Origin of the sequence: Phenylobacterium sp. J426 (assembly GCF_024699945.1) — a bacterium.
Lineage (GTDB): Bacteria > Pseudomonadota > Alphaproteobacteria > Caulobacterales > Caulobacteraceae > Phenylobacterium.
This window is the reverse complement of record NZ_JAJOMY010000001.1, coordinates 1,889,653-1,906,028: the sequence shown is the minus strand read 5'-3', so window position 1 is coordinate 1,906,028 and position 16,376 is coordinate 1,889,653. Positions and strand designations below refer to the sequence as shown.

Annotated in this window: 26 protein-coding genes; 16 read left to right on the top strand and 10 right to left on the bottom strand. The window is 70.6% G+C overall.

Features of this window, described 5'->3' with window-relative positions:
- Positions 1 to 45: 45 nt before the first annotated feature.
- From LRS10_RS10060 to LRS10_RS10045, 4 genes are all read left to right on the top strand, one after another.
- Entirely contained in the window at positions 46 to 1,218 is a 1,173-nt protein-coding gene (locus LRS10_RS10060; protein WP_257837135.1) for a DegT/DnrJ/EryC1/StrS aminotransferase family protein, read from the top strand.
- A gap of 156 nt (positions 1,219 to 1,374) precedes the next feature.
- A complete protein-coding gene (locus tag LRS10_RS10055; RefSeq protein WP_257837134.1) occupies positions 1,375 to 2,160 on the top strand; it encodes an SDR family NAD(P)-dependent oxidoreductase in 786 nt (261 codons plus the stop codon).
- A gap of 53 nt (positions 2,161 to 2,213) precedes the next feature.
- Positions 2,214 to 2,786, top strand: a complete 573-nt coding sequence (locus LRS10_RS10050) for a hypothetical protein (protein ID WP_257837133.1) — start codon at positions 2,214 to 2,216, stop codon at positions 2,784 to 2,786.
- A 51-nt stretch (positions 2,787 to 2,837) separates the two neighbouring features.
- Positions 2,838 to 3,785, top strand: coding sequence for a hypothetical protein (locus LRS10_RS10045; RefSeq protein ID WP_257837132.1), 948 nt, complete (start codon positions 2,838 to 2,840; stop codon positions 3,783 to 3,785).
- Here the strand turns inward: LRS10_RS10045 and LRS10_RS10040 are convergent.
- Positions 3,782 to 4,012, bottom strand: a complete 231-nt coding sequence (locus tag LRS10_RS10040) for a hypothetical protein (RefSeq protein WP_257837131.1) — start codon at positions 4,010 to 4,012, stop codon at positions 3,782 to 3,784. The two genes, LRS10_RS10045 and LRS10_RS10040, sit on opposite strands and share 4 nt — an antisense overlap.
- Before the next feature lie 120 nt (positions 4,013 to 4,132).
- On the opposite strand from LRS10_RS10040, the gene LRS10_RS10035 reads away from it, so the two are divergent.
- The 7 genes from LRS10_RS10035 to LRS10_RS10005 all read left to right on the top strand — a co-directional run bounded on the left by LRS10_RS10035 (position 4,133) and on the right by LRS10_RS10005 (position 9,404).
- Positions 4,133 to 4,879: a YebC/PmpR family DNA-binding transcriptional regulator gene (locus LRS10_RS10035; RefSeq protein WP_257837130.1), complete on the top strand. Its 747-nt coding sequence runs from the start codon at positions 4,133 to 4,135 to the stop codon at positions 4,877 to 4,879.
- A 3-nt stretch (positions 4,880 to 4,882) separates the two neighbouring features.
- Positions 4,883 to 5,086, top strand: a complete 204-nt coding sequence (locus tag LRS10_RS10030; RefSeq protein WP_257837129.1) for a hypothetical protein — start codon at positions 4,883 to 4,885, stop codon at positions 5,084 to 5,086.
- 65 nt (positions 5,087 to 5,151) lie between these two features.
- The gene (locus LRS10_RS10025) at positions 5,152 to 5,850 is read left to right on the top strand and encodes an MgtC/SapB family protein (protein ID WP_257837128.1); all 699 of its coding nucleotides are present in this window, start codon (positions 5,152 to 5,154) and stop codon (positions 5,848 to 5,850) included.
- Positions 5,851 to 5,896: 46 nt separating this feature from the next.
- Positions 5,897 to 7,357, top strand: a complete 1,461-nt coding sequence (locus LRS10_RS10020) for a CHASE3 domain-containing protein (protein WP_257837127.1) — start codon at positions 5,897 to 5,899, stop codon at positions 7,355 to 7,357.
- Between the two features lie 19 nt (positions 7,358 to 7,376).
- On the top strand, positions 7,377 to 7,814 hold the full coding sequence (locus LRS10_RS10015; RefSeq protein WP_257837126.1) for a response regulator: 438 nt from the start codon (positions 7,377 to 7,379) through the stop codon (positions 7,812 to 7,814).
- Positions 7,811 to 8,851, top strand: coding sequence for a sensor histidine kinase (locus tag LRS10_RS10010; protein ID WP_257839126.1), 1,041 nt, complete (start codon positions 7,811 to 7,813; stop codon positions 8,849 to 8,851). The genes LRS10_RS10015 and LRS10_RS10010 overlap by 4 nt, the downstream gene beginning before the upstream one ends.
- Before the next feature lie 79 nt (positions 8,852 to 8,930).
- Positions 8,931 to 9,404 carry an SRPBCC family protein gene (locus LRS10_RS10005; protein ID WP_257837125.1) on the top strand — a complete coding sequence of 158 codons (474 nt, stop codon included), beginning with the start codon at positions 8,931 to 8,933 and terminating at the stop codon, positions 9,402 to 9,404.
- Here the strand turns inward: LRS10_RS10005 and LRS10_RS10000 are convergent.
- From LRS10_RS10000 to LRS10_RS09980, 5 genes are all read right to left on the bottom strand, one after another.
- Complete coding sequence (locus LRS10_RS10000) at positions 9,401 to 9,676, bottom strand: DUF5985 family protein (RefSeq protein ID WP_257837124.1); 276 nt, start codon at positions 9,674 to 9,676, stop codon at positions 9,401 to 9,403. The two genes, LRS10_RS10005 and LRS10_RS10000, sit on opposite strands and share 4 nt — an antisense overlap.
- Positions 9,673 to 9,945, bottom strand: coding sequence for a DUF5985 family protein (locus tag LRS10_RS09995; RefSeq protein ID WP_257837123.1), 273 nt, complete (start codon positions 9,943 to 9,945; stop codon positions 9,673 to 9,675). The genes LRS10_RS10000 and LRS10_RS09995 overlap by 4 nt, the downstream gene beginning before the upstream one ends.
- A complete protein-coding gene (locus LRS10_RS09990; protein ID WP_257837122.1) occupies positions 9,945 to 10,316 on the bottom strand; it encodes a hypothetical protein in 372 nt (123 codons plus the stop codon). The genes LRS10_RS09995 and LRS10_RS09990 overlap by 1 nt, the downstream gene beginning before the upstream one ends.
- 67 nt (positions 10,317 to 10,383) lie before the next feature.
- Positions 10,384 to 10,608: a hypothetical protein gene (locus tag LRS10_RS09985; RefSeq protein WP_257837121.1), complete on the bottom strand. Its 225-nt coding sequence runs from the start codon at positions 10,606 to 10,608 to the stop codon at positions 10,384 to 10,386.
- Positions 10,605 to 10,847, bottom strand: coding sequence for a hypothetical protein (locus LRS10_RS09980; protein ID WP_257837120.1), 243 nt, complete (start codon positions 10,845 to 10,847; stop codon positions 10,605 to 10,607). Before LRS10_RS09980 ends, LRS10_RS09985 begins: the two co-directional genes overlap by 4 nt.
- A 109-nt stretch (positions 10,848 to 10,956) precedes the next feature.
- Between LRS10_RS09980 and LRS10_RS09975 the strand changes: the two genes are divergently transcribed.
- On the top strand, positions 10,957 to 11,100 hold the full coding sequence (locus LRS10_RS09975) for a hypothetical protein (RefSeq protein WP_257837119.1): 144 nt from the start codon (positions 10,957 to 10,959) through the stop codon (positions 11,098 to 11,100).
- Positions 11,100 to 11,861, top strand: a complete 762-nt coding sequence (locus tag LRS10_RS09970; RefSeq protein WP_257837118.1) for an EcsC family protein — start codon at positions 11,100 to 11,102, stop codon at positions 11,859 to 11,861. Before LRS10_RS09975 ends, LRS10_RS09970 begins: the two co-directional genes overlap by 1 nt.
- Here the strand turns inward: LRS10_RS09970 and LRS10_RS09965 are convergent.
- Positions 11,858 to 11,989, bottom strand: coding sequence for a hypothetical protein (locus LRS10_RS09965; protein ID WP_257837117.1), 132 nt, complete (start codon positions 11,987 to 11,989; stop codon positions 11,858 to 11,860). The genes LRS10_RS09970 and LRS10_RS09965 overlap by 4 nt on opposite strands.
- Before the next feature lie 44 nt (positions 11,990 to 12,033).
- On the opposite strand from LRS10_RS09965, the gene LRS10_RS09960 reads away from it, so the two are divergent.
- Both LRS10_RS09960 and LRS10_RS09955 read left to right on the top strand, forming a co-directional pair.
- A complete protein-coding gene (locus LRS10_RS09960) occupies positions 12,034 to 12,519 on the top strand; it encodes a hypothetical protein (RefSeq protein WP_257837116.1) in 486 nt (161 codons plus the stop codon).
- Between the two features lie 9 nt (positions 12,520 to 12,528).
- The gene (locus LRS10_RS09955; RefSeq protein ID WP_257837115.1) at positions 12,529 to 13,164 is read left to right on the top strand and encodes a peptidylprolyl isomerase; all 636 of its coding nucleotides are present in this window, start codon (positions 12,529 to 12,531) and stop codon (positions 13,162 to 13,164) included.
- Between the two features lie 57 nt (positions 13,165 to 13,221).
- Here LRS10_RS09955 and LRS10_RS09950 read toward each other — a convergent pair whose 3' ends face one another.
- Positions 13,222 to 14,382 carry a hypothetical protein gene (locus LRS10_RS09950; RefSeq protein WP_257837114.1) on the bottom strand — a complete coding sequence of 387 codons (1,161 nt, stop codon included), beginning with the start codon at positions 14,380 to 14,382 and terminating at the stop codon, positions 13,222 to 13,224.
- A 168-nt stretch (positions 14,383 to 14,550) separates the two neighbouring features.
- Here LRS10_RS09950 and LRS10_RS09945 point away from each other — a divergent pair, with 168 nt between their 5' ends.
- Positions 14,551 to 14,763: a hypothetical protein gene (locus LRS10_RS09945; protein ID WP_257837113.1), complete on the top strand. Its 213-nt coding sequence runs from the start codon at positions 14,551 to 14,553 to the stop codon at positions 14,761 to 14,763.
- 31 nt (positions 14,764 to 14,794) lie between these two features.
- Here LRS10_RS09945 and LRS10_RS09940 read toward each other — a convergent pair whose 3' ends face one another.
- Both LRS10_RS09940 and LRS10_RS09935 read right to left on the bottom strand, forming a co-directional pair.
- Positions 14,795 to 15,556 (bottom strand): metallophosphoesterase family protein, encoded by a 762-nt coding sequence (locus tag LRS10_RS09940; protein WP_257837112.1) that lies wholly within the window; start codon positions 15,554 to 15,556, stop codon positions 14,795 to 14,797.
- Complete coding sequence (locus tag LRS10_RS09935) at positions 15,553 to 16,299, bottom strand: hypothetical protein (RefSeq protein WP_257837111.1); 747 nt, start codon at positions 16,297 to 16,299, stop codon at positions 15,553 to 15,555. Before LRS10_RS09935 ends, LRS10_RS09940 begins: the two co-directional genes overlap by 4 nt.
- Between the last annotated feature and the right edge of the window lie 77 nt (positions 16,300 to 16,376).

Below are 16,376 nucleotides of genomic sequence, written 5' to 3'. Positions count from 1 at the left end.
CACAGCGTCACCAACCGTGTTTTGGCGGGTCCTGCCCAGCGTGGCATGACCCGCCGCATGATTCCGTTCATCGACCTGCAGGCCCAGCGGCAGCGCCTTGGCCAGCCGCTGGAAGACGCGATCCTCAAGGTGGTCCGCTCGGGCGCCTACGTCATGGGTCCCGAAATCGCGCAGCTCGAGGCCGAGCTCTGCGCCTTCGGCCAGGCGCCGCACGCGCTCTCCTGCGCCTCGGGCACCGACGCCCTCGTCCTGCCCCTGATGGCCTGGGGGATCGGCCCCGGCGACGCGGTCTTCTGCCCGGCCTTCACCTTCGCCGCGACCGCCGAGGCCATGCCGCTGGTCGGCGCCTCGCCGGTGTTCGTCGACATCCTTCCGGACACCTACAACCTCGACCCCGCCAGGCTCGAAGCCGCCATCCAGGCGGTGAAGCTCGAAGGCAAGCTCGTCCCCAAGGCGATCATCGCGGTCGACCTGTTCGGCCAGCCCGCCGACTACCCCGCCATCTTCGAGATCGCCCAGCGCCACGGCCTGAAGCTGATCGCCGACTCTGCCCAGGGCTTCGGCTGCACGCTGAACGGCCAGCACCCGATCCACTGGGCCGACGTGACCACCACCAGCTTCTTCCCGGCCAAGCCCCTCGGCTGCTACGGCGACGGCGGCGCGATCCTGTCGAAGGACGCCCGCTTCCACGACCTGCTCGTGTCCCTGCGCGTCCACGGCCAGGCGGTGAAGTCCGACCTCGAGGGTCAGACCTTCGACCACGACCCCAAGTACATGAACATGCGGGTGGGGACGAACAGCCGGATGGACACGGTCCAGGCCGCCGTCCTGCTGCAGAAGCTGACCATCTTCGCCGATGAGATCGCCGCCCGGAACGAAGTCGCCAAGCGGTACGCCGAAGGCCTCTCCGACGTCGTGGCCACCCCCACGGTGATCGACGGCGGCCTCAGTGTCTGGGCTCAGTACACCATCGAAACCGACGATCGCGACGGCCTCGCCGCCGCCCTGCGCGAGCAGGCGATCCCCACCGCGGTCTACTATCCGCTGCCGCTGCATCGTCAGCCGCCGTACGCCGGCTATCCGCAGCCCGGCGGCCTGCCGGTCACCGAGGCGAAGGCCGGCCGGGTCATCAGCCTGCCGATGCACGCCTACCTCGCGCCTGACGTCCAGGACCGGATCATCGCGGCGATCCGCAACCACGTGAAGCGCAACGGCTAGCTCCGTTGCTCCCCGTCGGGGGAGCTGTCGCGAAGCGACTGAGGGGGTCGTCCAACGCCTCGGAGCGGACGCCTCCCCCTGATGGGGAGGAACTGCCTTGCCACCCCACTTCCACCATGCGATCCCTGATCAAACGCTTGTTTGAAGGGAGCTCCCATGGCCCGCCTGCAAGGCCGCACGGCCGTCATCACCGGCGCCGCCAGCGGCATCGGCCGCGCCGCCGCGAACCTGTTCGCGTCCGAGGGCGCGAGCCTGGTGATCGCCGACCGCGCCGAAGCGCTCTCCGAGACCGCCGACGAGGTGAAGAAGGCCGGCGGCAAGGTCGTGGCGCTGACCGGCGACGCCGGCGACGACGCCTTCGTCCAGAGCCTCGTCCACCGGGCCCAGGCGGAGTTCGGCGGCCTCGACGTCTTCTGGGCCAACGCCGGCATCTCCGGCGGCTTCACCCCGCTGCACGAGGCCACCGCCGACTACTGGGCCGAGATCCTGCGCGTGAACCTGATCGGCGCCTTCCTGGGTGTGAAGCACGCCTCGGCCGCCATGATCCCGAACGGCCGCGGCTCCATCATCTGCACGGCGTCGGTGGCCGGCATCCGCTCCGGCGCCGGCGGCGTCGCCTACTCGGCGTCCAAAGCCGGGGTCATCAACCTGGTGCAGACCGCCGCGAACGAGCTCTACGGGACGGGCGTGCGGGTGAACGCCATTGCGCCCGGCCTCATCGAGACCGGCATGACCAAGCCGATCTTCGACGGCGCCCGCGCCCGCGGCAACGAGGACAAGATCGGCCAGCTCAATCCGCTGACGCGCTACGGCCTGCCGATCGAGATCGCCAACGCGGCGCTGTTCCTGGCCTCCGACGACGCCTCCTACGTCAACGGCCAGACCCTCGCCGTGGACGGCGGCCTGTCGACCTCCCACCCGGTGGTCCGCAAGAAGCGCTGAGCCGCGCGCGCCGACGGTTGCCAAGCCGCCGCGCCGGGCGATAGGTCCGGTCCATGAAGTTCAACATGGGCTGCGGCCGCAATCCCCGCGCCGGCTACATCAACGTCGACGCCGCGCCCGAGGCCGCCGCCGACGTGGTCTGGGACCTGGAGCAGACGCCCTGGCCCTGGGCGGACGGTTGCGCCACCGAGGTCCTCTTCCTGCACTCCCTGGAGCACATGGGCGGAGACCCGAAGGTGTTCCTGGCGATCATGAAGGAGCTGTATCGGATCGCGGCGCCCGGCTGCCGGATCGTGATCCACGCGCCGCACCCGCGGCACGACAACTTCATCAACGATCCGACCCATGTCCGCATCATCACGCCGACGATGCTGAAGCTGTTCGACCGCCAGCAGTGCGAGGAGTGGATCGCCGGCGGAGCGGCCAACACGCCGCTGGCCATCTACACCGGCACGGACTTCGTCGTCCGCGACACGACGACGGTGCTGGACGAGCCGTATTCGAGCCAGCACCGCCAGGGGACGCTCAGCCGCGAGCAGGTCCTGGAACTGGCCTACGGCCGCAACAACGTGGTCTCCGAATACCGGATCGTCCTGGAGGCCCGGAAACCGGCCTTCACGGCCTGAGACCGCGGCGAGGGACTCAAATTCGCCGCGCGAGCCGGTAAGGTCCCGGACATGCGTCCCGCCGTCCTCCTCGCCGCCCTCCTGATCACCGCCTGCGCGGCGACGCCGAAGGCTCCGACGCCGCCCCCGGCGCCGGCCGATCCGTACCTGGCGGTGATCCTGCCCGCGGTGAAGGACGCCCCGCCGGAGGCGCGCGCCGGCGTGGCGCGCGAACGGATGCGGGGCTGGGTCTGGAGCCTCGCCGCCCCGCCGTCCACGCCCGAGCCGCAGCACGGCTGGATCGCCGAGGGCCTCGGCGATTTCCTGGCCGTCCGCGCCCGGCTACGAGCCGGGCTGGCGACGCCGGAGGACGCGGCCGCCGAATTCGACGCGGCGCTCAAGGCCCATGACGCCGCGCCGGGCGCCGCCGACGCCAGCCGGGCCCTGCTGCTGGCGTTGAAGTGGGACGAGCAGATTCGCCAGGCGACCCCAGGCCGCGACCTCGACGACGTCCTCACCGCCGCCCACGACCGTCGCGCCCTCGTTCCTGCCGAGACGACCGGCTTCCTCGATCGCCTGCTGAACGCGGCGTGGGGCGGCGCCCAGCTGAACCTCCGCCCCGACATCGCGCGTTACGTCGCTGGCCGCGAACGGGTGACGCCGCCCGAGGCCCTGTTCGGAGGCTGCCTGCTCTCGACCACCACCCTGACCCACGGCTTCGACACCGGCTTCGACCATGCCGGCTCGCTCTCGGCGAAGACGGTGCGCGGCGTGCGCCGCGGCGGCCCGGCCTGGATGAGCGGGCTGCGCAACGGCATGAAGCTGGACAGCCTGAGCGTCACGCCCGGCGACACGACGCGCGAGGTGGTCGCCCAGACGGCCGACGCGCGCGGACGCAAGCGGACGATCCGCTACTGGCCCTATGCCGACGAGGACCGGGAGATCCGCCGGCTGCAGCTGCGCCAGGGCATGACGGCCGAGGAAACCGCCGCCTGCGGGAAGGCGATCGCCGGCCTCTAGTGCAGCGGTCCGCGGCCCCAGCGCCACGGCGGCAGGGCTTCGCGGCGCGGCGCGAGATAGCGCCACAGCAGGAAGCCGCCGAGCGTGGCCGCGACGCCGACCAGGAACGCCGTGGTGGCTGCGGCGGGCACGCCGCCGGGCAGGCCGCGCTGGTGACCTGCGTCCATCCAATGGACGATCTCGCCGGTCGGCTCCTCAGGCAGGATCTCGTCGTGGGGCAGGCTCATGGCGGGACCTCCGGCTACGCTGTCTGCGCTAACCCTTCCAGCCGGTGGGGGTTCCGCGAAGCGGCGCCTTCGAGGTAGAAGCCCAACCGACTTCCCATTCTGCAGACTGATCGACGGACGATGGCCGGACACTCAAAGTTCAAGAACATCATGCACCGGAAAGGGCGCGCCGACGCCGCCCGCTCCAAGCTGTTCTCCAAGCTCTCGCGTGAGATCACGGTGGCGGCCAAGTCCGGCATGCCCGACCCCGACATGAACCCGCGCCTGCGGCTGGCGGTGGCCAACGCCAAGGCCGAGTCCATGCCGAAGGACAATATCGACCGCGCCATCAAGAAGGCGATTGGGGGCGACGCCGAGACCTACGAGGCGATCCGCTACGAAGGCTTCGGCCCCGGCGGCGTCGGGGTGATCGTCGAGGCGCTGACCGACAACCGCAACCGGGCGGCCGCGAATGTCCGGGCGATCTTCACCAAGAATGGCGGCAACCTCGGCGAGACCAATTCGGTGTCGTTCATGTGGGACCGCGTGGGCCAGATCGTCTACGGCGCCGAGGCCGGCTCCGAGGACAAGGTCATGGAAGCCGCCATCGAGGCCGGGGCCGACGACGTGGAGTCCGACGAGGACGGCCACACCGTCTGGACCGCCTTCGATGCGCTCAACGACGTGGCCCATGCGCTCGAGGCCGCGCTGGGCCCCGCCAAGTCCACGAACATCGCCTGGCGGCCCAAGACCTTGACGCCGGTGAGCGGCGACGCCGTCGCCACGCTCATGAAGCTGGTGGAGTCGCTGGAAGACGAGGACGACGTGCAGAACGTCTACTTCAACGCCGACATCGACGCCGACGAACTCGAGAAGCTGGCGGGCTGACGGATGGCGCGGGGCCCAGACGACGATCCGCGGATCACGGACCTGCGGCGCTACAGGAAGGCGCGCGAGCAGGCGAAGCGCCAGCCGCCGCCCAAGCCCAAGCGGCCGTCGGAGGGCTTCCTGGGCTCCAACCCGCGCGCGGGCCTGATCCTGGCGATCGTCGCCGTGGTCCTGGCCGCCCTCTACGTCGTGCCGATGTTCCTGTGAGGGCCGCGCAACGGAAAGCGCCGCCTTTGCGCTATTCTGCTCCGCGCGCGGAGTAATTCGCTCTCATGGACATGACGCTGCCGGTCACCGACTACCTTTTTCCCCTTCTCGGCGCGGGTTTGGCCGGGATCATGATCGGGTTGGAGCGCGAGGCGCGCGGCCACCCCGCGGGATTGCGGACCCACACCCTCGTCTGCCTGGCCTCGGCCCTCCTGATGCTGGCCGCCGTGCATCAGACCGAGTGGATGGGCACGACCTCCAGCGACGTCATCCGGATCGATCCGGTGCGCATGGCCCACGGCATCCTGACGGGCATCGGCTTCCTGTGCGGCGGCGTGATCTTCCGCCAGGGGCTCTCGGTCCACGGGCTCACGACGGCCGCCTCGCTGTGGGTGACCTCGGCCCTGGGGACGCTCTACGGCGTGTCGTTCTTCGGCCTGGCGATCATCGGCACCCTGGCGACCCTGATCATCCTCGTCGGCTTCCGGTGGATCGACGAGCACATGCCGGCCAGCAACATCATCGACGTCACCGTCCGCTACCGGCGCGACGGCGTGTTCCCGGAAGACGACTTCCACGCCCTGATGACGCGCCTGAAGCTCAAGCCGCGCTCGGTCCGCCACAAGCTCGTGGGCGCCGGCGGAGCCATCGAACTGGGCGCCACCCTCCGCGGCCCCAGCACCGTGCAGACCCGCGCCCTGGCCGAGGCCCTTTGCGACGACGGCCGCGTCCTGCGCTTCGAGATCGTGCCCCGCAACGACTGACGTCGACGCGCTTGACTGCAGCGGCCACGCTTTGCAGATGGCCGCGATGCCCGCGCTCTCTCAGAAGCTGGTCAACCGGCTCGTCATCGCCGCCTTCCTGCTCGGCTTCGCCACGCTCGTCGGCGTGGGTGTCTCCGCCGGCCTCGTGCTGCAACGGAACGTCGCCTACACGGACCTCGTCTCCCACACCTACCAGGTGCAGGACGCCATCTCCCGGTTCCGGATCATGACCGAGCGGGTCGAGACGGCGCGCCGCGGCTACCTGCTGGCCCGCGATCCGTCGTTCTTCGCCGTCTACGACGAGGCGGCCCGTGACCTGCCTGAACGCCTGGAGCGGCTGCGCGCGCTGACGGCCGACAATCCTCGGCAGCGGGAGAATGTCGCCGAGCTGCACAACCTCATGGCCCGTCAGCTTGGCTCGATCCGAGAGTCGGTGACCGTTGCGCGGGCCGGCGGGCCGGCGGTCGCCGACTTTGCGACCGACGACGCCGTCATCGCCACCCGGCGAATCCGCGCCCTGACCGAGCAGATGGCCGACGCCGAGCAACGCCTCCTCACCGAACGGGACGAGGCCCGCCGCGACGTGCTGAACGACCTGTTCCGCACCCTGATCGCGGCCGGCGTCCTGCTGGCGCTCGTGGGCGCCGGGACGGTCTGGACCATCGTGCGGTTCACGCGCGACCTCGCCAGCTCGCGCGACGAGCTCCGCCGGCTGAACGAGGGTCTGGAGGACGAGGTGACCGCCCGCACCGCCGACCTCCAGCGCGCCAACGACGAGATCCAGCGCTTCGCCTACATCGTCTCCCACGACCTGCGCTCGCCGCTGGTCAATGTGATGGGCTTCACCAGCGAGCTCGAGGCGGCGGTGAAGCCGCTGTCGGGCCTCATCGAGAAGGCCGACGCAGAAGTCCCAGAACTGGTGAGCAACGACGCCCGCTTGGCGGTTCGCGAGGACCTGCCCGAGGCGATCGGCTTCATCCGCACCTCGACGCAGAAGATGGACCGGCTGATCAACGCCATCCTGCGGCTTTCGCGTGAAGGTCGCCGGGTCCTGACGCCCGAGTCGATCGACACCCAGCGGATGCTGGAGGGCATCGCCGACAGCCTGAAGCACCGCAGCGATGCTGAAGGCGCCACCATCCGCATCGAACCTGGCCTGCCCAACGTGGTCAGCGACCGTCTTGCGCTCGAGCAGATCTTCTCGAACCTGGTGGAAAACGCGCTGAAGTATCTCAAGCCGGGCCGTCCCGGAGAGATCGTCGTCTCCGGCTACGCCCAGCACGGCCGCGCGGTGTTCGAGATCCAGGACAACGGGCGCGGCATCGACGCGAAGGACCACGAGCGCATCTTCGAGCTGTTCCGCCGCTCGGGCCTCAGGATCAGCCCGGCGAAGGCATCGGTCTGGCCCACGTGCGCGCCCTCGGCTACCGCCTCGGCGGAACGGTGTCCGTGCAATCCGCCCTTGACCAGGGCGCCACCTTCCGCCTTTCAGTGCCGCTCGTATTGACGCTCGAGGGGGCTGCGGCATGAGCGAACAACGTCACGTCACGATCGTGATGATCGAGGACGACGAGGGCCATGCCCGGCTGATCGAGAAGAACATCCGGCGCGCGGGCATCGCCAACGCCATCCGGCACTTCGCGGACGGCACCTCGGCGCTGAAGCACCTGGACGAGGCGGCCCAGGACCACGTCCACGGCCCGGCGCTGGTGCTGCTGGACCTCAACCTTCCCGACATGAGCGGCACGGACATCCTGGCCAAGATCAAGTCGGACGAGCGGCTGAAGCGGACGCCGGTCGTGGTTCTGACGACCACCGACGACAAGGTCGAGATCCAGCGCTGCTACGACCTCGGCTGCAACGTCTACATCACCAAGCCGGTCGCCTATGAGGCCTTCGCCGACGCGATCCGCCAGCTCGGCCTGTTCCTCTCCGTGATCCAGGTGCCGGAGATCGAAAGCTGACCACCGGTCGCCGCTGCCGAGTCCTGTACGTCGACGACGACGAGGGCCTGCGCCGTCTCGTCGGCAAGGCGCTGGACCGTCGCGGCTACGACGTCACCCAGGCCGCGGACGGCGAACGCGGCCTCGAGCTGGCGCTGGCCGGCGATTTCGACGTCATTGCGCTCGACCACTACATGCCCGGCCAGGGCGGCTTCGCCACCCTCCAGGCCATCCTCGCCGAGGCCCAGGACCCGCCGCCGATCGTCTATGTCACCGGCTCGGAGGAGACTCGCGTCGCCGTCGACGCCCTGAAGGCCGGCGCCGCCGACTACGTCGTCAAGACCGTCGGCGAGGACTTCTTCGACCTGCTGGAAAGCGCCTTCGCCCAGGCCATGGAGAAGGTGCGCCTTCGCCGTCAGCACGCCGAGTCGGAAGCCGCTCTGCGCGCCAGCCACGAGCGGCTCGAGGTCATGCTGCGCGAGGTCAACCACCGCGTGGCCAACAGCCTGCAGCTCGTGATGGCCATGGTGCATATGCAGGCGTCCCACGTCGGCGATCCCGCCGCCCGCGCCGCGCTCGAGGACACCAAGCGCCGGATCGCCGCCATCGGCCAGGTGCACCGCCGGCTGTACACGGCCGACAACGTCGAAGCGGTGGACATGCAGCCCTACCTCGAGGCGATGGTCAGCGAACTCCAGGAGACGTTCTCCACTCCGGCCGCGCCGCGCCGGCTGGTGCTGGGCGTCGATCCCGTGCAACTGGAGACCGACCGCGCGATCTCGCTCGGCGTCATCGTCAACGAGCTGGTCAGCAACGCCTGCAAATACGCCTACGCCCCCACCGAGCCCGGCGAGGTGCGCGTCAGCCTGGCGGAAACGGCCGGCGGGGTCGTCCTGACGGTCGAGGACGGCGGCCGCGGCATGACCCCCGGCGCCGCGCCCATGGGGACGGGCCTGGGCGGCCGCCTGATCGCGGCCATGGCGAACAGCCTGCGCGCCGACCTCGCCTACGATCCGGCCCACTCGGGCGTCCGCGCCATCGTTCGCGTCCCCGCCTGACGCGGCGGCGCCCTTGGCGCTCGTGCGACCCTGGTACACAGTGTCCGCCGAACCAGAGTTTCGAAACGGGGGATACACCATGAAGGCCTTCATCCTGGCCGCGGCCGCGCTCGCTGTCGCCCCGGCCGCCGCGCACGCCGGCGACTATGTCTCGATCGTCCAGGAGGCCGCCGTGAAGGCGCCCGCCGAGACGGTCTGGAAGAAGGTCGGCGGCTACTGCGACATTGGGGCCTGGATGAAGACCACTTGCGAGATCACCCAGGGAACCGACCGCGAAGTCGGCGCTCTGCGCAAGATCGCCGGACGGGTCGAGGAGGTGATCGTCGCCCGGACCCCGCTCTCCTACACCTATGCCGACGTGGATCCGAAAATCCTCTATCACGGTACGGTCGAGGTGCGGCCGGTGGACGCCAGGACCTCGAAGATCGTCTACACGCTGTTCTTCGACCAGGCCTCGATCCCCGCCGAACAGCGCGAGGCCAACAAGACCCGCCGCGCCCAGATGTTCGCCGGCGTGCTGAAGACCATGGTGGCGACGGCCGAAGCGCCCTAGCGGCGGGCCAGATTCTTCCGCAGGATCGCCCAGATGATCAGGGCGAAGGCGGCCAGGCGCAGCAGATAGACCGGCGCCTGGTCCTCCCGCGGGATGTCGAACACCAGCGGCACCGCCTGGTTGGCCGCCAGCAGGGTGAAGGCGGCCGCGAAGGTCATGAACAGCGGATCGCGCGTTCGACGCCAGAACTTCATGAAGAAGACCGCCGCGACCAGGAAGCCCAGCGTCACGGAACCGGCGAAGAAGCCGCGCAGGGCCGGGTCGAGGTTCATTGCTCGGCCTCCCAGATGAACCCGTAGATCAGCACCGCCACGGCCGAGAGCGACGTCGCCTGCCGCCACGGCCACAGGAACACGTCCGGGAACACGACCATGTCCAGCACCAGGAACAGGTTGTTCAGCGCCAGGCACACGAAGGCCAGGGCGGTCCACAGCAGCAGCCGCGAGCGGCTCTTCTGCCACGACCGCAGCAACAGGCCGGCGCACAGCGCGCTGGCCAGCAGGCACAGGAAATAGACCAGGGCTCCGCCCATCTCGTCCATCACTTGTCCCCCCGGAACTTGAACGCGTCGGCGAGGCCCTGAACGGGGTCGGGCGGCGCCGCGATGATGTTGATGATGCTCACCGGCCGCTCGCGGTAGGCGGCCTCCAGCTGGTTCGCCAGGTCGTGCAGCACCTGGATCGCCGGCGCATACCGCCAGGTGTCGTCCTCGTCGCGCACGACCAGCCCGCTGCGCTCGAAACGCTGCAGGTTGTCGTTCACCAGCGGGGTCGAGGCCCGCAGTTCGCGCACGAGCTCGGCCGCCGACCAGCGCCGGTCGACGTCGCGTCTCAACAGCAGAAGCAGCTCGACGGCCCAGACGGAGCGGATGTGCTCGCGTACGAAGGCGGCCAGCTCAGGTTTATCGGACAAGTCGAAACGTCCCCCGACCGGCAGGGCCCCGAACCTAAAGTCAGGAACCCGACGATCAACCCCAAAATCAGAAGCGCGGCGACTCCGTGGTCGCCGCCGCGGGTGCGGCGTCCAGGGCCTCCTTGCTGTCGGCCTCGCGGGCGGCGACCGCCTGGGCCGCCTGGCGCGAGCCTTCGTCCAGCACCACGGCCTTGACCTCCTCCGGCGCGGCGGCGCGCGAGCCGGCGCAGGCCCCGACCGCCAGCGGCGCGCCCAGCACCAGCCCGGCGGCGATCAGCAGCCGCAGGCTCACCGGCTCTTCGGCGAGGTGGCGTCGCCGGCGTCGGTCGCGCCGCCCGGCTCGGCCAGCTGTCCGGCCCCGCCGATGTCCGCCCCGGCGTTGTCGTTGCCCGTGTCGGCCATCGTGCCGGTCCCCGTCGCCGCCGCCGTGCCCGGATCGCCCGCGGCGGTCGCGCCGTCGGCGTTCTGGGGCGAGCGGTCGCAGGCCGTAAGGCTGATGAGACCGGCGGCGAGGATGAGCGCCATCCGCATGAACTTCTCCCGGCTGTGGATTTCCCTTGAGCACCCGAACCCCTGGAGACGGCCAAGGTTCCCCTGGCGGTGTCGGCCAGCTAGAAAAAGCCCGCCCGGGGGAGCGAAGATGCAGAGACGCAAGGTCGATCGCGCGCAGCGCATGCGCGCCCGCAGGATCTGGTGGGACAGGAACGGCGCCTTCGTGCGCGGCGCGCTCGTCGGCAGCGTCGTGACGGGCCTCGCCGCCTGGCTCCTGCAGACGCTCACCTAGTGGCCGCGACGCCGCCCTTCGAGGCCGCGCCGGCGGCCTACGAGGCGTGGGCGGCCGCGGAGGTCGCCCACTGGCGCGACGGCGTCCTGAAGCCGGCGGGGCCGCTGGCCAGGAGCGCCCGCGCCGTCCAGCAGCGGATCAACCGCGCCACCCCGGAGAAGGTCCACGCCGCCGTCACCGAGGTGATGCAGCGGATGACCCGGACCATCCTCACGGGCGCGGACCTGGTCGCCGGGCCGCCGCTGGCCGACGCCAGCCTGGCGCAACGCGACCGCCGGGCCCTGGAGATCATCGAGAACTATCGCAGGATCGCCGCGGTGGAAGGCGGCGTCGCCGGCGCGGGCGGCTTCTGGCTGGCGCTGGCCGACTTCCCGGCGCTGCTGGCCATCAAGATCCGCCTGCTGTTCGACCTGGCCGCCGCCTACGGCCACGACGGCGAGGCGTTCGCCGAGCGCCTCTACATCCTGCATCTGTTCGAGCTGGCTTTCTCCAGCGCCGACAACCGCGCGCGGGTGTTCCACGGCCTCGAGGGCTGGGACGACCGCGCCCATCCGGTCGACTTCGCCCACTTCGATTGGCGCACGTTCCAGCAGGAATACCGCGACCACATTGACCTGGCGAAGATGGTCCAGCTGATCCCGGTGATTGGCGCGCCGGTGGGCGCGGTGGTCAACTGGCGGCTCACCCAGCGCCTGGGCGAGACGGCGATGAACGGCTACCGGATGCGGTGGCTCGCGGCGCGCCAGGACGCCCGGCGCTAGGTCAGCAGTTCGCGGACGGCCACGGCGACCATCACCCAGAACCCGGCGCACAGGCATACGGCCACGCCCAGGGCGGAGAGCTTCACGGCGACGAGGGGCGCGCGGCGGTTCATACCTTTGGTTCTCATGGCGGCGCCCGCCGGACGACCCTGGGGTTATACGTATGGACAGCATGCCGCAGCCGCTTCCCCTGATCCTGGGCCTCGCCCTCCTGGCGGCCGCGCCGGCGGCGGCCGAAACGATCACCGACGCCGAGATCCGCACGCTGGCCGCCCGCCAGGCCGAGCGGCTCGGCGCCGGCGATGTCGACGGCTATGCCGCGACCTTCGCGCCGGGCGCGGTGTTCACCCAGCAGGCGCTCGGGTCGAACAACGCCGTCGTGCCGTACGGCCAGGCGAGCCTCGCGGAGGCGCGTGTCCAGCTCGCCCGCACCCTCGCCCGGTCGCAGGTCCGCGAGACGGTCGACGTCCGCGCCGTCGTCCTGTCGGCCTCGGGGCGCGGGGCCGCGCTCCGCGCGTTCGTCCGCACCCGTGTCACCACGGAGGGGCGGGTCCGGGAAAGCTGCGCCTGGCGCATTGCCGGCGTCGCGCGGATCGGCGGCCGGCTGCGGACCGTCAGCCAGACCGACACCCTGGTCCGCTGCCGCGGCCCGGCCTAAGCTCGCGCCATGCTGATCCGCCGCGCCCTGCTGGGCCTCGCCGCCGCCTTCGCCGTCACGACCGCCGCCGCCGGCCAGGAGGCGGTTCAACCGGCTCCGGCGCCCGCCAACCCCAAGGTCCGCATCGAGACTGCCGAGGGTCCGATCGTGGTCGAGCTCTATGCCGACAAGGCGCCCAGGACGGTCGCCAACTACCTCAAGTACGTCGACCGGCAGCTCTTCGACGGCGCGACGTTCTACCGGGCGTCAAAGCCCCCCAACTATGCGCCGAACGACTACGGCGTCGTCCAGGGCGGCCTGCAGAACGATCCCAAGAAGGTGCTGCCGCCGGTGCCTCACGAGCCCAACAGCCAGACGGGGATCAAGCACACCACCGGCACGATCTCCATGGGCCGTCACGCGCCCGGCAGCGCCCAGGCCGACTGGTTCATCGTCATCGGCGATCACGACTACCTCGACGCCGATCCCAAGGACCCGAAAAAGACGCCGGGCTTCGCCGCCTTCGGTCGCGTGACCGAAGGGTTGGACGTCGCCCAGAAGATCCTGGGCCAGCCCGTCGATCCCAAGGCCGGCGTCGGCGCCATGAAGGGCGAGATGCTGGTCAAGCCGGTGCGCATCCGCACCGTCCGCCGTGTGACCCCCTAAAAGCAAAACGGCGGCCCGGGAGGGCCGCCGCTGCATTCCGTCCCTCCGGCCTGGAGGCTATTCCCCGGCGGTGGCGGGCTTGGCGACCTCGGCCGCCTTGCCCTTGCCCTTGGCGGCCGGCTTGGCGGCGTCCGCCTTGGCCTTGGCGGCCGCCTCTTCGGCCGCCGCCTGCTCCTCGGCCCGGGCGCCGCCGAGAATGCCCGGCAGGGCGTAGTTCCCCTCGTGGCAGGCGTATTCGAAGATCCGGCCGGCCAGCGGCGCGAATTCGTACTCGCCGCCCCACGGCTTCTCCCAGATGGTCGGGTCGTCGACCGTGAACTGGTAGTGGATCCGCTTGTCGCCCACGCGGGTGAAGCGCTCGGTGACCTTCAGGTTCTCCCACGAGCCGGCGAACTGCTGGCTGCGCGGAATGTTGACGGTCTCGACGACCAGGGTGTCGCCTTCCCACCAGCCGATCGAGTCGCCGAAGTAGGGGCGCACGCCATCGGTGCGGTGCTTGCCGTTCAGCCGGATGACGCGCAGGTCGTGGTTCATCTCCACCTGGATCACCACCGTGTCCGGCGTTTGGATGAACTCGTAGTTGTTGTTGTAGAAGCCGTTCGGGAACATCGGCGGGCCGCCGTTGCGCCCGAAGCCGATGATGCAGCGTTCGCCCAGCGACCGGGTCTCGTAGCTGTCGAACGAGCCCATGCCGCCGCGACCGCCGCCACCGAAGCCCGGCACGGGCGGCGCGCCGGCCTTGCGCGGCGGGAACTGCCCGTTCGGCGTGGTCAGCAGCGAGGTGCGCGGCTCGCCGTTCACCCGCATCACGCTGTGGCCCGGGTCCAGCCAGCCGCGGTCGTACCCGCCCACGTCGCCGCCGGCGGCCGCGAATTCGGGACGGGTGTTGGTGCTTTCGCGCCGCGCTTCGGCCGGCGCGTTCGGATCGGTCGGCTGGTTGCCTTCCTCGACCTCGGCCTCGGCCTGGGCCTCCAGCTGCTTCACCTCTTCCGGCGTGAACACGAGGCGGTCGCCGTAGTTCGCGCGCCGGGTCATCGGCGTCATGGTGTTGTTGGTCCAGAAGCCCGAGAGGTCCGGCTGGCCGAAGGCGTTGCGCGGCGCCTTGTAGGCCGCCTTGGCGGTCGACTTGGCTTGCGCGGCCGCCTCGATGGAGCCCGTCAGCGCGACCGGCGCGACGCAGAGGGCCGTGCCCAGGAGAAGGATGGCGGCGCGTTTCACGTTTCAGCTCCCCGAATGTCTTTTCCGCGTGTCCGTGCGGCTTTCATACCGAACTTACGATTCCTGGGCGTTGCTCGCAATCGCCAGAGTGTTTCACGGGAGCAACTGTCGGACTTCCGACGTTACAATGGCCGAGGGACCGGGCCCGGAGGGGGATTGGGAAGCCGCATGCGTGCACGCGACGTCAGAGCCCTTGCCTTCTGCGCGGTGACGACCCTGCTGCTGCTGGCCGGGTCCTATCTCGTCTTCCAGAGCGCGCTGATCAGCCTGGCGCTCGGCGGGGCCTGGCTGGCCTTCGTGCTCACCCGGCCACGCCTGCAGCGCGTCATCCGCCGCCTGCGCGGCGAGCCCGACTGGAACGGCTACTTCCGCAACGACTAGCGCTTGCCGTCCCCTGCAAGGGGAAATGGGCTCAGGATCGCTGCGCCTCGCTCCGCACCCACGCCTCGCCCACCTGCAGGCATTCGCGCTCGGCGCCGTCCAGACGCAGCGCGGTCAGCACGCCGGTGCGGTAGGCGCCGGTATCGATGCCCAGCCGGTGTTCGGTCAGCTGCGGCCGCTCGTCGAGCCAGGTGTGCCCGTGGACGATCACCTTCTCGTGGGGACCGGCCGCATCGAGGAACCCCTCCCGGATCCACAGCAGATCCTGCTCGGTCTGCTGGGCAAGGGCCGCCCCAGGCCGAACCCCGGCATGGACAAAGGCGTAGCCGCCCACCGCCACCATCAGCTCCAGCCGTTGCAGCAGCAGCAGGTGGCTGGCCGGCATCCGCTCCAGCAGGGCGTCCCGGGCCTGGATCACGGCCAGCGGATCCTCGCCGCGCGCGGGCGGGGTGACGCCGTAGGCCGCCAGGGTTTCGGCGCCGCCCCAGTCCAGCCAGGCCCGGTTCGCCTCCGGCGCGTCCAGGAAGGCCAGCATCGCCTGCTCGTGGTTGCCCTTCAGCAGCCGGACCTCCAGGTCGGGCCGGCGCTTCAGCCAGATCAGCGCCTCGATCACCTTGGCCGACTGCGGCCCGCGGTCCACATAGTCGCCCAGGAAGATCAGGATCGGCCGCCGCCCCTCGGCGCGCGCGGCGGAATCCGCCGCGATCTTCGCCAGCAGCGCCTTCATCAGGTCGTAGCAGCCGTGGACGTCGCCCACGGCATAGACCAGTTCGCCGTCGGTCGTGGCGCTCACGTGCGCGCCCCGGACAGGCGGTCGAGATCTCGCGCCATGGCGCGGTAGCCGTAGATCACCTTCGCCGGCTGGTCGTCGGCCCGGTGCCGCAGGCTGGCCCACCGGCTGCGGTAGCTGACCAGCTCCTGACGCGGCACGCCGGCCCGCACCGCACGGTCGTAGGCGGCGCGCAGGTTGCGATCGGCCGCCAGCACCGCCGGGTAGGCGCAGCGCGCCTCGGCCGACCGGGTCATCCCGTTGCAGTGGTAGCCTCCGCCGGAAGACGCCTTCGCCTTGGTGCGCGGGGGATCGCGGCGTTCGGTTTGGGTCGCCTTCACCCGCTCGACCGTGGGGGCCCGGGGCGTGGCCGAGGGCGTGGGTGCGGGCAGGGCTTGGGCGGCCGGCGTGGCGGCCTCGGGCCTGATGGCCGAAACCGGCGGCGGCGTGACCGGCGGGACGTCGATCCTCGCAACCTGCTGCGGCCGCGGCGCTTCCGCCTGGGCCTCCGGGGCCACCTTGCCCGGCCGCGCGATCACCGCGCCGAGGGCGAGACCGACGAGGGCGGTCGCCGCCAGGGCGCCCATGCGCGCCGGCCGCCGTTCGCGCGCGCCGTCGCGGGCCGCCGCGATGCTGCGCACCCGGCCGCCCGTGCGACCCGGCTCGATCCGCGGCGCGGACCGGAAGATCTCCTCGAGGTCGCCCGATACCGCGCGCGGCAGCGCCGGATCGGGCCCAAGAACAGGCGTGGCCTGTATGTCGTTCATGCGTGCTCCGTCCGCATGGTCGAACTCCAACCGGAAGAGAAATGGCTTCCGCGCGGGTTCGTTTCCCCGGCGCCCTC

Bases quoted from the DNA above. Each gene is read 5' to 3' on its own strand.
- LRS10_RS09965 (WP_257837117.1), bottom strand. From the start codon at position 11,989: ATGAGAACCAAAGGTATGAACCGCCGCGCGCCCCTCGTCGCCGTGAAG.
- LRS10_RS10035 (WP_257837130.1), top strand. From the start codon at position 4,133: ATGGCCGGACACTCAAAGTTCAAGAACATCATGCACCGGAAAGGGCGC.
- LRS10_RS10040 (WP_257837131.1), bottom strand. From the start codon at position 4,012: ATGAGCCTGCCCCACGACGAGATCCTGCCTGAGGAGCCGACCGGCGAG.
- LRS10_RS10000 (WP_257837124.1), bottom strand. From the start codon at position 9,676: ATGAACCTCGACCCGGCCCTGCGCGGCTTCTTCGCCGGTTCCGTGACG.
- LRS10_RS10030 (WP_257837129.1), top strand. From the start codon at position 4,883: ATGGCGCGGGGCCCAGACGACGATCCGCGGATCACGGACCTGCGGCGC.
- LRS10_RS09980 (WP_257837120.1), bottom strand. From the start codon at position 10,847: ATGCGGATGGCGCTCATCCTCGCCGCCGGTCTCATCAGCCTTACGGCC.
- LRS10_RS09995 (WP_257837123.1), bottom strand. From the start codon at position 9,945: ATGGACGAGATGGGCGGAGCCCTGGTCTATTTCCTGTGCCTGCTGGCC.
- LRS10_RS09955 (WP_257837115.1), top strand. From the start codon at position 12,529: ATGCTGATCCGCCGCGCCCTGCTGGGCCTCGCCGCCGCCTTCGCCGTC.
- LRS10_RS10015 (WP_257837126.1), top strand. From the start codon at position 7,377: ATGAGCGAACAACGTCACGTCACGATCGTGATGATCGAGGACGACGAG.
- LRS10_RS09935 (WP_257837111.1), bottom strand. From the start codon at position 16,299: ATGAACGACATACAGGCCACGCCTGTTCTTGGGCCCGATCCGGCGCTG.
- LRS10_RS10055 (WP_257837134.1), top strand. From the start codon at position 1,375: ATGGCCCGCCTGCAAGGCCGCACGGCCGTCATCACCGGCGCCGCCAGC.
- LRS10_RS10045 (WP_257837132.1), top strand. From the start codon at position 2,838: ATGCGTCCCGCCGTCCTCCTCGCCGCCCTCCTGATCACCGCCTGCGCG.
- LRS10_RS09975 (WP_257837119.1), top strand. From the start codon at position 10,957: ATGCAGAGACGCAAGGTCGATCGCGCGCAGCGCATGCGCGCCCGCAGG.
- LRS10_RS09945 (WP_257837113.1), top strand. From the start codon at position 14,551: ATGCGTGCACGCGACGTCAGAGCCCTTGCCTTCTGCGCGGTGACGACC.
- LRS10_RS09960 (WP_257837116.1), top strand. From the start codon at position 12,034: ATGCCGCAGCCGCTTCCCCTGATCCTGGGCCTCGCCCTCCTGGCGGCC.
- LRS10_RS10020 (WP_257837127.1), top strand. From the start codon at position 5,897: ATGCCCGCGCTCTCTCAGAAGCTGGTCAACCGGCTCGTCATCGCCGCC.
- LRS10_RS10025 (WP_257837128.1), top strand. From the start codon at position 5,152: ATGGACATGACGCTGCCGGTCACCGACTACCTTTTTCCCCTTCTCGGC.
- LRS10_RS10050 (WP_257837133.1), top strand. From the start codon at position 2,214: ATGAAGTTCAACATGGGCTGCGGCCGCAATCCCCGCGCCGGCTACATC.
- LRS10_RS10005 (WP_257837125.1), top strand. From the start codon at position 8,931: ATGAAGGCCTTCATCCTGGCCGCGGCCGCGCTCGCTGTCGCCCCGGCC.
- LRS10_RS10060 (WP_257837135.1), top strand. From the start codon at position 46: ATGACCCGCCGCATGATTCCGTTCATCGACCTGCAGGCCCAGCGGCAG.